Annotated in this window: 8 protein-coding genes and 1 pseudogene; 3 read left to right on the top strand and 6 right to left on the bottom strand. The window is 69.2% G+C overall.

What is annotated here, in order from left to right:
* The first annotated feature begins 11 nt into the window (after positions 1 to 11).
* Positions 12 to 590, top strand: coding sequence for a TetR/AcrR family transcriptional regulator (locus IEY93_RS01590; RefSeq protein ID WP_189161094.1), 579 nt, complete (start codon positions 12 to 14; stop codon positions 588 to 590).
* Positions 591 to 775: 185 nt separating this feature from the next.
* Complete coding sequence (locus IEY93_RS01595; protein WP_189161095.1) at positions 776 to 1,993, top strand: exonuclease domain-containing protein; 1,218 nt, start codon at positions 776 to 778, stop codon at positions 1,991 to 1,993.
* 125 nt (positions 1,994 to 2,118) lie between these two features.
* Here IEY93_RS01595 and IEY93_RS39660 read toward each other — a convergent pair.
* The 5 genes and pseudogenes from IEY93_RS39660 to IEY93_RS01615 form a co-directional block, all read right to left on the bottom strand.
* Positions 2,119 to 2,208: pseudogene (locus IEY93_RS39660) on the bottom strand (phosphorothioated DNA-binding restriction endonuclease); the annotation flags it as partial.
* 50 nt (positions 2,209 to 2,258) lie between these two features.
* Entirely contained in the window at positions 2,259 to 2,870 is a 612-nt protein-coding gene (locus tag IEY93_RS01600) for a hypothetical protein (protein WP_189161096.1), read from the bottom strand.
* Positions 2,871 to 3,314: 444 nt separating this feature from the next.
* The gene (locus IEY93_RS01605) at positions 3,315 to 5,582 is read right to left on the bottom strand and encodes a GmrSD restriction endonuclease domain-containing protein (protein ID WP_189161097.1); all 2,268 of its coding nucleotides are present in this window, start codon (positions 5,580 to 5,582) and stop codon (positions 3,315 to 3,317) included.
* Between the two features lie 72 nt (positions 5,583 to 5,654).
* The gene (locus IEY93_RS01610) at positions 5,655 to 7,748 is read right to left on the bottom strand and encodes a UvrD-helicase domain-containing protein (RefSeq protein ID WP_189161098.1); all 2,094 of its coding nucleotides are present in this window, start codon (positions 7,746 to 7,748) and stop codon (positions 5,655 to 5,657) included.
* Between the two features lie 95 nt (positions 7,749 to 7,843).
* The gene (locus IEY93_RS01615; RefSeq protein WP_229690766.1) at positions 7,844 to 9,361 is read right to left on the bottom strand and encodes a serine/threonine-protein kinase; all 1,518 of its coding nucleotides are present in this window, start codon (positions 9,359 to 9,361) and stop codon (positions 7,844 to 7,846) included.
* A gap of 127 nt (positions 9,362 to 9,488) precedes the next feature.
* Here IEY93_RS01615 and IEY93_RS01620 point away from each other — a divergent pair, with 127 nt between their 5' ends.
* Positions 9,489 to 10,808, top strand: a complete 1,320-nt coding sequence (locus tag IEY93_RS01620; RefSeq protein WP_504739350.1) for a protein kinase domain-containing protein — start codon at positions 9,489 to 9,491, stop codon at positions 10,806 to 10,808.
* 30 nt (positions 10,809 to 10,838) lie between these two features.
* Here the strand turns inward: IEY93_RS01620 and drmC are convergent, their stop codons facing one another.
* The gene (drmC, locus tag IEY93_RS01625; protein WP_189161100.1) at positions 10,839 to 11,597 is read right to left on the bottom strand and encodes a DISARM system phospholipase D-like protein DrmC; all 759 of its coding nucleotides are present in this window, start codon (positions 11,595 to 11,597) and stop codon (positions 10,839 to 10,841) included.
* Positions 11,598 to 11,601: the final 4 nt, after the last annotated feature.

Here is an 11,601-nt window from a genome sequence, read left to right on the forward strand (position 1 = left end):
TAGTCAGTCAGGTGACTGACTCAGCGAAGGTGCGGTCGAAGCCGGGCAAGCGGGAACGGCTGGCCACGGCCGCGGCCCGCGTCCTGCACGAACAGGGTGTCGAGAAGACGACGCTCGCCGACATCGCACGAGCGGCCGACGTACCGGTGGGCAACGTCTACTACTACTTCAAGACCAAGGACCAGCTCGTCGAGGCCGCGATCGACGCACACGGGCAGAACCTGCAGACGATCATCGCCGCGCTCGACGCGCTTCCCACCCCTCAGGACCGGCTGAAGGCGCTCGTGAGCGGGTGGGTCGACCAGCGGGACCTCGCAGCCCGGTACGGCTGCCCCACCGGAACGCTGGCCGCCGAGCTCGACAAGCGCGACGACGGCCTGGACCGCCAGATCGCCAAGGTCATGCGGGCACTGCTCGACTGGGCCGAGCGGCAGTTCCAGGCGATGGGCCGGCCCGACGCTCGCGAGCTCGCCGTGGCCCTGATCGCCGCCTACCAGGGCATCTCGCTGCTGACCAACACCTTCCGCGACCCCGACCTCATGACCACCGAGGGCCGCCGCCTGGAACGCTGGATCGACTCGCTCACCTGACGATCGGGTGGCCTCTCCCGCGACGGCACATCCATCCAGAGGCGCGACACCGAGGACACCTCCGTCCACGGTTCCCCTTCAGCGCTGTGCGTAACGAGACGATCACACTTGCCCCTTCCGCCCGTATGACCGAGCTCCTGATGCCATCGTCCGAGTGAGTCGTACGCGCTGGGGAGGGCAGGCAGATGGCGAGCGGTCCGGCCGGTTACGCGGTGATCGATGTGGAGACCACGGGGTTGCGGCCCTCGTGGCACGATCGGATCATCGAGATCGGTGTCGTGCACACCGATCTGGACGGACGGGTGACCGGTGAATGGAGCACGCTGGTCAATCCCGAACGCGACCTCGGGCCCCAGCGTATTCACGGCATCAGCGCGGCCGACGTCCGGCACGCGCCGACATTCAAAGAGATCGCGGGCACGATGACGGCACTGCTGCGAGGCCGGGTGCCGGTCGCCCACAATCTCGCGTTCGACACCGCTTTCCTGGAAGCCGAGTTCAGCCGGGTCGGGGTGGCGTCCCCCTCCCTGGCCGTCATCGGGGTGTGCACGATGACGGAGGCCGGGCGGTTCCTGCCGCACGCGCCGCGCAATCTGGCCGGGTGCTGCGCCGTGGCGGACATACCTCTCGACGGGCACCATGACGCGCTCATCGACGCCCGCGCCGCCGCGAGCCTGCTACGGCACTACCTGGGCCTGGCCCGGCCGGAGTCCCCCTGGCCTGAGGCTCTGCGCTCGGCGGCCAACGCGGACTGGCCGGTGTCCCCCGGCGGCGACGCACCCTGGGTGCGGAGAGGGGCCTCGGCCGAACGGGAACGGCACTTCCTCGCGCGCATCCTCGATCGGGTGCCCCAGAGGGCGCAGCCCGTGCAGGCCGGGCCGTACCTCGCCCTGCTGGACCAGGTGCTGCTGGACCGTCACATCTCGGCGGCGGAGGCGGACGCCCTGGTCGAACTGGCGACCGGGCTTGGACTGTGCCGGGCGGACTTGGACCGGCTGCACCGGGACTATCTCGTCGCGCTCGCACAGGGAGCCCTGGCCGACGGAGTGGTCACGGACGCCGAGCGGCACGAACTCGATCTGATCGCCGTCCTGCTGCACCTACCCGCCACAGCGACCGGAGAGGCCCTGGCCGAGGCCGCCACGCGGACGCCGGTACCGTTGGCTCGGTTCGCCTTAGAGCAGGGCGACCTCGTCGTGTTCACCGGCGAGATGGCCGAGGGGCGCGAGACCTGGGAGCGGCGCGCCCGCCAGGCCGGGTACGTGCCACACCCGAACGTGACCAAGAAGGTCGGCCTCCTGGTCGCCGCCGACCCCGACTCCCTGTCCGGCAAGGCGCGCAAGGCCCGCGCCTACGGCATCCCCATCATCACGCCCGACGCCTTCGCCCGGATGCTCATCTGACGCTGCGTGAACGTCGTCCGCATCGCCTCGCCTCAATCGGGGGCTGGCAGGCTCGGTATTTCTCCCCGACCGGCGCCTCGTGCGGACCTGGCGGTGGTGCCACTCGATGTTGGCCGGCTCCACTAGGCGTAGAGCAGCAGGAGCGGTTTCCGCGGGGCCCGCTCCCCATTCCGCGCCCACCGCCGAATGCTCGCGACCCGCTCAACCCAGTCTATGACGGGCCATCCTAGACTCGGCGAAAACCAAGATGCAGGGCACCCGGCGGCTATCTTTTCGAGGGAGGGACAGGGCGAGAAGCCGGTTTTTTTGTCGTATTCGCGTCCAGTTGCGTCTTGGCCCAGTCCAGGTGCCCCTTCAGCGACCGCCGGGCCTGGTCGGCACGTGGACCCTTCACCTTGCCAAGGACGCTACATGCGTCGCCGCACAGGCCGAGCACGCGGTCCGTCCTGTTTCGCTTTCTCGCCTCACCGATCTCTTCCAGCAATCGAGCCAGACGGGCGTCCGGACTTTGGGGCGAAGCCGGAGAATCAGATCGAGCAGCGGGAACAGAATTCACGCGCGGAAAAGAATCGGCCGTACGAGAACGGGCGGTCGGCTGACGCTTCGTTGATGACCGCCCTTTCCGGCGATCACTTGTACGCGTCTCCTGCGACACCCCACCATAGAGCTCTTCTTTGAGAGCTTGACGGAAATCATGGTGGTCGTCGCGAGCACGCGGATCACCGCCGAAACCGGAATGACCGAGAAGGGCCGCGTCCTGAAGAGCGGCCTCCTCAAGCCTCTGCTCGGTGGCGGCAGTAGCCATCATGATCTCCCGCCTGGACCTGTCCCAGTTCAACGCGGCCAAGGATTCCTCCCAGCATTGCACGTTCACCATGACGAATGCACGAGACACGGCGCGTGCATCGATCCCACCGAGCAATGGTGGACGCTTCGCACATCCACCTCTTATACGCACCGCAGTCAATTAGCGTAGCGGGCACGCACACACTTCACAATAGCCTCATAGGACGTCCGGCCAGTTTCAGCTTCTATCAGAGCGACCTCTTCGACGTCCACGGACGTGTGATTCGTGGCTCATTGCACTTCCGCGATGAAGATATCGGATCACGAAACAGCAGCGGACTTCGTCCCGCTGTGTACCGATCGATAACGAGCACTCGCGACGAGTCCCCGATATAGGTGATGGGGCGCATCCATCACGGAGGCGAACAGGAGCTCACCGAACTCGTGTCGCACGCTTCCGAAGGGCTGGCCCATTCGGTATTCAATCGGGCTCCGTTCGCCGCTCGTGAACCAGGTCTCCCGGGGCGCGCGTCTGTCAGTGGTAGCCGAATTGGGTGAGGCGGTGGTGGGCTATCTCGATCTCCGCGGGGGTGAAGAGGTCAGCGAAGTGGGGCTGGATGACGAGGGCTTCTACGGTGAGGTCCAGCCGGCCTCGCTCCCACAGGGCGGCGAAGCCATCGCTCACGGCCGGGGCGTGCAGGAGTTTGCGGGCGGTGGCGAGGCTGCCGTGCTCGGCGAGCATGCTGAGGAAGTAGCCGGCGTGGTAGTTCGCCTCGCGCCGCGCCCGGTCGTAGATCGAGCGCATGGCCTTGTCGAATTCCGCGTCGACACCGGCGGACGGGGGTGACACTTCCGGAGCGACCTCCGCCTGCTCCACCACCACCGGTATTCCGGCCGCCGACTCGTTGCGCCGGGCGGCGTACCCGAGCAGCGCGTCGACCGAGGTGAAGACCTCGTATCCCAGCTCCTCCAGCCGGGGCAGGTCGGCGGCCTCCGGGTCGAGTTCCAGGATCACGGGTTTGCCCTGTCCCGGCTGCAGGCCGTCGGGCCAGAACGCCTCGGCCACCGCCAGGGCACGGCCGCTGGCGGGGTCGGCGATCTCGCTGTCGAGGGCGGGTTCGGCGTACCCGAGCCGCACCAGTTCCTCGGCCATGGCCTTGACCTGGGCGACGCGTACGTCGTCGCGTTCGTCGGCGATGACGGTGACCGGGGCGAGTTCCTCGGCCTGCGGCGCGGCGCCGTTGCGCAGTTCGGCGAGGAAGGACTGCACGGCCTGGGCCAGCAGTTCGCGCCGTGCCTCGAGGAAGTCGAGGTACCGATCGACCCGCCACAGGTCGCGGTCGGCGGGAATCCACTGCGAGGCCAGCACACCGGGATGCTTGTCCTCGACTTCGGTGAAGTACTCCTCCGGGGTGCGCTTGCCGATGACGAGGTTGGTGTCCTGGGTGAGGAAGCAGAAGTTGGCGATGGCGTTCACCTGGCCGCGGTCGTACCCGGCCTTGTGCAGCACGGCCTTGGGGAAGATGTGGTGGACCTGCAGCGAGGTGAGCTTGCCGAGCATCTCGGCGCGCAACGGTAGCCCGCTGCCGAAGTCGCGGGCTCCCTTGGCCCGGGTCAGCAGGTAGAGCAGAGGGTAGAAACGCGACCCCTTGGTTGAGCCTTCGAAGTCGTGGGCCTGGATCTCCAGGTTGCCGCCGCGCCAGCGTTCGAGCGAGGAGATGAGCCCGTCGATGCCGGAGTCCTTGGCGACTTCATAGTCCTTGGCCAGTGCCGTCTCGGTCGATCCTGCGAAGCGTCCCCACAGCGCGGAGTGCACGTACCAGAACAGCACCTTGTCGCGGTGGGCGGCGTCCGCGAAGCGACCGCCGGGGCTGAGGTGCAGCAGGCGAGATATGACGGGGATCGCGTAGCGGCCCATCAGTACCTGGTCGTGATCGAGGCCGAGCCGGCCGGACGCGGCCTCCAGGAAGTTGCCGATGTATCCGACCGACTTGGCGAGGGCGACCTCGAACTCGCCGGCGGAGACGGTGTCGAGCGCGGTGAACACCGCGCGCCCGGTGGCCACGGCCGCGGTGTTGCGCAGTAGCCAGTCCAGGGAGAAGTCGAACCCCTTGTCCTGCCACGCCTTGAGGTGATCGCGCATGACCTGGCGGGCCGGCGGCCAGTGGGCGCAGATCTTGGCCAGTGCCAGGTCACCCTTCGACAGCGCGGTGCCCCCGGAGTTGACCCGGTTGAAGATGTCGACGACGACCTCGACGTCCTTGTCCGGTCCGGTGATCTTCTCCTCGTGGAACTCCCGTTCCAGAAGCTGGTAGAGCCGGTTCAGGCGTTCCAGATAGAGGGAGAAGTTCTCCGGCATGGCGCTGAAGTCCTTGAAGAAGGGCTGCAGACCTTCGGTGAACAGACGCGTGACGTCCACCCATCGCGGGTCGTCGCGCATCTTCGCCGGCGCGTAGAACTCGAAGCTCTCATCCTCGACGTTGAAGCGCAGGCCGGTGAACGCCGCGGCGTCCCCCTCGAAGAAGGCGGGCGCCTGGCCGCGGATGACGCCGTACAGCGAGGTGATCCGCTGCTGTCCATCGAGCAACAGCGATCGCACCCCGCCGTCCGTCGCGCCGCCGCGTACGGCCGTCTGCTCCGGCGCGGTCTCCCAGAGCAGCAGTCCGCCGACCGGGTAGCCGCGGTACAGCGAGCGCATCAGCCCGCGCACCTGGTCGCGGTTCCAGACGTACCCCCGTTGGAACTCCGGGAGCAGCACCGTGCCGTTGTCGATCTGATGGAGAAGTACCGAGAGCTTGGCCATGACCCGCCTTCAGGTAAAACGATGTGCCGGAGATGATCGCCGTACGCTTCGCAAGCGAACGATAACCGTTGGTCACTCGATGGAACCGTCCAGGAATGGACTTGGATTGCCGTGCCAGGAGACGTGCAGCCGTTCGCGGGCTCTGGTGCAGGCGACGAACAGCAGGCACCGTTCACGTTGCAGGTCCTGGGTGTGGGTCACCGCGTCCTCCTCGGACGGGGTGACGGCGCTCGACGAGGGCACGGCGTGCTCGCCCACCCCGATGACCGCGACGCATCGGAACTCCAGCCCTTTCATGCGGTGCATCGTGCCCGCGCGCACCACGTCCTCAGGGCCTCCCGCCTTGGCGAGCGACCGCGCCGGGATACCGGCCTGGTTGAGGACGGTGACCGCGGAGTCGGCGAGGACGTTGGAGCGCGCGGCGATGCCGATCTCCTCCGGCGCGACGCCCATGTCCCGCCATTCACCGACCTTGCGGGCGAGCGCGTCGAGCTCCTCCTTCTGCGTACGGAACCCGTGCAGCTCTGGCGGGAAGCCGTGCACCTGGGAGCGGTAACCGGCCACGGTGTCCAGGCCGCCGTCCATGTCGTCGATGGCCTCACCGCGCAGCATGCCGAGGCTCCAGGCGAGGATCTCGGCCGTGGTCCGGTAGTTCACGGTGAGCCGGGAAGATCGGCCCGCGACGTTGACGCCGACCTCGCGCAGCGAGACGCGGCTGCTGTAGATGCGCTGGTGGGTGTCCCCGGCGATGAACATGTCGTCGGGGCCCTGCGCGACCGCCGCGCGGAGGAAGCGCCACTGCACCGGGTGCAGGTCCTGGGCCTCGTCGACGATGACGTGCCGGTACGGCTTGTCCGCGCGCTCGTCGAGCAGCCTGGTGGCCTCGGCGCAGATGGTCTCGTGCGTCCAATATCGCCGGCGTTTCAGTTCTTCCTCGAACTCCCAGATCACCTGCCACAGCTGCGCGCGCTGCCGGGTGCCGAGCCCGCGTCCGCGTCCTTCGCGCTTGGCGGCCAGGTATTCGGCGGCGTTGGTCACCCGCTGGGCGAGCACCACGTGCCGCCACTCCTCGGCCAGGAAGGTCTCGGTGAACGGCGCGTCGAGCCGTTTGACGATGCGACGCCAGATCTCCTTCTCCTCCTTGTCGCGCAGGATCGCCGGGCGGCCGTGCCGTTCGGCGAAGACCTGGTAGGAGAGCTGGTCGACGTGGCGTACCTCGATCCGGTCGAGGATCGCCGGCGAGTCGGCCAGCAGGCGTAACCCGGCTTCCAGCGAGGTGGAGAGGGTCGAGGTGAACGTGGTCAGCAGCACCTGGCCGGCGCCGGATCCGGCGAGATGGTGCGCACGGTGCAGGGCGACCACGGTTTTGCCGGTGCCCGGCCCTCCGGTGATCCGCGCGGGCCCGCTGAACGTAGCGTTCGCCACCTGGTACTGGGTGGGATGCAGGTAGATCCGCCACAGCGCGAAGGGGTGCCGGAAGACCTCCATGAGTTCTCGGGGTCCGTCCACCAGCACCACCTGCTCGGGCGTGCGTTCCACGGCCGCGGAGAGGTCCTCGGTGTCGTACGGCTCCCGCGCGGGCGCGGCGCCGAGCTCGGCCCACACCTGTTCGGGGGTGAACCCGGCCGCCAGCCCGTACAGGGCCTGCCACTGGTTGTGCGGCAGGAACGCCTGTGCGGCCTCAAGCTGGCTCACGTGGGTGAGCGCGCGTGCGAAGGCCAGGGTCTGCTCGTCCACGCCGAGGCCGGTCAGGTCGGCGTCGCGGACGTCCTCGAACAGCAGCGTGGTGGCGGTCCCGGTGTGGCGCCGCAGCTCGGGCAGGGTGGCGTCGATCGCGGCCACGTCACGGATCTCGATGCGCCCGGTCGCGGCGTTGACCGAGGCGCGCCGCCGTTCGGCCCACGCGATGGCCTCGTCGTGCGGGAGCACTTTCAGCAGGGTGAAGGTGTCGCCGGAATCGGGGGCGAGGACGACGCCTCGCCAGAACAGGTCGATACGGATGGTGCGGAAGCGGTCGTCACGCGCGTTGCGCAGCTTCTCCAGGTGCAACCCCGCATGGGTGGCGTGCTCGAACTTGGTGAAGACCTCGGTGACCCGGTCCTGTACGGACCGTTCCAGTTTGCCGAAGTCCTTCAGGAAGTCCTTGTCGATCCCGAGCTTCGCCACGCCACTCCTCACCTCTCATCGCGAACCTGCACCGGGCACGCACCTGCCCATCGCCTTTCGGGCGAGGGCCGTTAGCGTGCGTCCGGAAATCGTTGTCACCGCTCTGCACCGAGGTCCCGCAGCATCTCCCGGACCTTGACCACGTTCGGATGGTGCGCGCCGTACCGCCCCTCCAGGTCGGGAAGCAGGCCGGTCAGCGTGCGCCGCGCCGCGGCCCTGTTCCCCGTCCCCAGTTCGAGCAGACCGATCTGCCGCCGCAGCTCCAGGATGCGCTCCTCGTCGACGCCGAGCTCCCTCTCGTCGTCGAGCAGCCGGCGGAACTGCGCGAGCGCCAGGTCCGTCTCGCCGATCACGGCGTGGCAGTGGGCCTCCATCAGTCTGCAGCGGAGCACGAGGTCGTCCGATGGCCCCTTGGCCGTGGTCAGGTCGGCGGCGAGCTCGCGGAACAGCGGGGCGGCCCGGCGGTAGTCGCCGCCGAGGAACAGCACGTCGGCGAGCTCGATGCGTACCTCGATCATCTCGGGACGCCGCGCCACGAACGTGGCGGCCCCGGCCTGGAGCAGCTCTGACAGTACTTCGGCCGCCTCGCCGAACCGGGACGCGGTCCTGAGCTTCTCCGCGCGCTTTCTGGCGTCGGCGACCTCGGCGGGTGCCGGTGCGTCGCGCTCTCTCCCAGAGGTGGTCGGGCCTGGCGGCTCGGCTCGGCCGACGATTTTGGCGTACATGCGGGTGGGGTAGGGCGTGGCGAGGTCCACGTAGCCGGGGAACGGCGGCAGATCCGCGCAGAATTCGAGCAGCCCGGCGTACACCTCGCCGGCGGACGCGGGCCGGTCCTCGGGGTTCTTGGCGAGCATCCGCAGGACGAGGCGTTCCAGCCCTTCCGGTACGTCGGGCCGCCGGCCGCGCAGGGCCCGCGGCTCGCGGTCGGTGTGGTTGCGCATCGAGGCGAGCGCGGTGTCGCCCTTGAACTGGTTGTCCTTGGCGAGCATCTCGTCGAGGACGACGGCCAGCGAGTACAGGTCGGTGCGCGGTCCGACGATGCCCGCGGCGGCCTGTTCGGGCGCCATGTACTCGGGGGTGCCGAGGGCGATGCCGGTGCGGGTGAGCCGGGTCTCGGTGGACGACAGGGCCGCGGCCACGCCGAAGTCGAGCACCTTGACGGTGCCGTCGGCGCAGAGCATGAGGTTGCCCGGTTTGAGATCCCGGTGCACCAGGGACCGGGCATGGGCGGCGGACAGCACCGAGCACACCTGTGCGGCGATGGCGGCGGCCCAGGCGACGGGGATCTCGCCGTCCTCGCGGATCTCGTCGAGCAGGTCCGACAGGGAGCAGCCGTCGATGAGCTGCATGACCAGGTACAGATCGTCGCCGAGGGAGCCGCAGTCGTACACGTTGGGAACTCCGGGGTGCTCCAGCCCGGCGGTGATGCGGGACTCGCGGACGAACCGCTTGGTGAGCTCGTCGTCGGGCCTGCCGTCCGGCAGCCGGTCGACCCGGATGAACTTGACCGCGACCCGCCGGTCGAGACGTTTGTCGTGGCCGAACCAGACCTCTCCCATCCCGCCGGATCGGCGCGACAACGGGTCCAGTTCGTACCGCTCGGCGATGGTCATCTTGCGGTTCGGAGCGGGCCGCCTTTCCCCTAAGGCCATAAAGGAAGAAAGTACACGATCAATGCGCGGGTGAGTGGCGACATCGGCCACTCGCGTCGCCTGGTGGCCGATCCGTATCATTTCCGCTGTGTCTGCCAGTCGCGGTCCCGCTGCTCGTCACCAGGGCACGGATGGCCGCGTTCCGGATCGCCGGTCCTGGCGAGGGCTTCCGTTAAGTGTTATTTGGGCACTTACGCCGCTTTTCACATGTGGGTTCGGCACCTGTTTCATCTTCGGCCATGCCGCGATACGGACAAGACGCCGCGGCCTGATCTTCGCGGCGGCCGGCTACGGGGTGCTGTTTCTGCTGTACCTGGTCACCTCCTCCTCTCTCAGCGCGCTTCCGCAGAACGACTGGCGCAACCAGGTGGCCGGGTTCGTGTGGGTGCTCGGGGTCTGGTTCGGCGGCACCGTGCACGCGTTCATCGTCCGGCCCACCGTCTTCCTCCCGCGCGCGATGTGGTTCCAGCCCCCCTTGAGTCCCCCGGTCACGTACTCGCATCCGGCACCTGGCGTGTCGTCGCCGCCTCCCGGATGGACGGCCCCGCCGCCGGCCTCGTATCACCGCCCGCCACCCGTCCGGGACCCCTGGGGAACGGTGCCCGGGTCCGGCCCCGCTCGCCCGGTCACGGGCGAGCTCGGCCTGCTCGGCCCCTACCGCCTGCTGTCCCGCCTCGGCGAGGGCGGCCAAGGAACGGTGTACCTCGCGCAGGCCCCGGACGGACGCGAGGTGGCGGTCAAGGTGCTGCACGCCCGCGTCCACGGGGCCGGCGACGAGCGCGACCGCTTCATGCGCGAGGTGCTGACCGCGCGCCGGGTGCCGCCGTACGCGACGGCGCGCGTCATCGACGTGGGCGTCGTCGACGACCGGGCGTACGTGGTCAGCGAGTACGTGCCCGGCCCGTCGCTGGACGCGCTGGTACGGCGTCAGGGCCGGCCGCTCGACGGCGACGGACTCATCCGGCTGGCCATCGCCACCTCCGCCGCGCTGGCCGGCATCCACGCGGCCGGTGTCGTGCACCGCGACTTCAAGCCGGCGAATGTCCTGCTCGGCCCGGACGGCCCACGGGTGATCGACTTCGGGGTGGCGCGGGCGCTGGACCACGTCACCACCTCGGGCGGCATGAAGGGCACGCCCGCGTACATGTCACCCGAGCAGGTCTCCGGACGGACGGCCGGCCCCGAGTCGGACCTGTTCAGCTGGGCGGCGACGATGTTCTACGGCGCGACCGGCGCGGGGCCCTTCCGCGGCGAGACGCCTTTCCAGCTGTTCTCGGCCATCCTGTCCTACCACCCCAACCTCTCGGTTCTGCCGCCGATGCTGGTCGGCCCGGTCGCCGCCTGCCTGGAGAAGGAACCGCACAACCGTCCGACGGCCGCCGAACTGATGGTGGCGATCGTCCAATGAGCGGAGCGCGTGCTCATCGGCGCGGCTCGATCAGAGCAGCCGTTCCAGGACGCCTTTGGCGCGCAGCTCGGACACGTGCTCGGCGGCCCGCAGCGGAGCAGTCCCGCCTCGGACCAGGACGCCCGATTCGATGTTCTTGGCCACGCCCGACTGGGTGAGGTTGGCGCTGGACACCAGCAGCACCCGCCGGTCGGCCACCGCCAGCTTGGCGTGCATCTTGGCCCCCGGCTCACCGCGCCTGCCGGCCGGCCAGTGCCACACCTCCACCCCGGCGACCGACGCGAAGGCCAGGGCCGGTTCCGATCCGGCCAGGGCACTGCCCGCGCCCTGCAGCGTCTCGACCACCACCATGACCGGGACCCGGCGGGCCACCGCGCCGGCGAGCGCGTCCAGCAACGGCGGGTACGGCCTGGCCGAGTACGTCATGAGGATCAGCTCGTGCGTGGCGTGCGCGACGAGGTCGACCAGCACGGGCGCGGTGGCGCGCACCGGCACCTCGTGGGTCGCGGGCCCGCTCCACACCGACTCGACCCGCACTCCCGCCTCGTGCGCCGCCCACCCGGCGGCGGCGCCCCTGAGGTAGGCGCCGGCCTCGGCGCCGCTCAGTCCCGCCACCGCGGCGGCGTCCAGCACCCGCCGGGCGATCTCCGGCCACTCCGGCAGCGGGACCGCGTGCACGATCGCCTCCACGGGCAGCCCCTGTCCCACGGCGAGCCCCAGCGTGCCGGTGTACAGCGGCCCGAGCCGTGCCAGTGCCTGCTCCGCCGCCGCGGCAAAGTCGTCGCTCATCCCG

Source organism: Sphaerisporangium melleum (assembly GCF_014646695.1).
Lineage (GTDB): Bacteria > Actinomycetota > Actinomycetes > Streptosporangiales > Streptosporangiaceae > Sphaerisporangium > Sphaerisporangium melleum.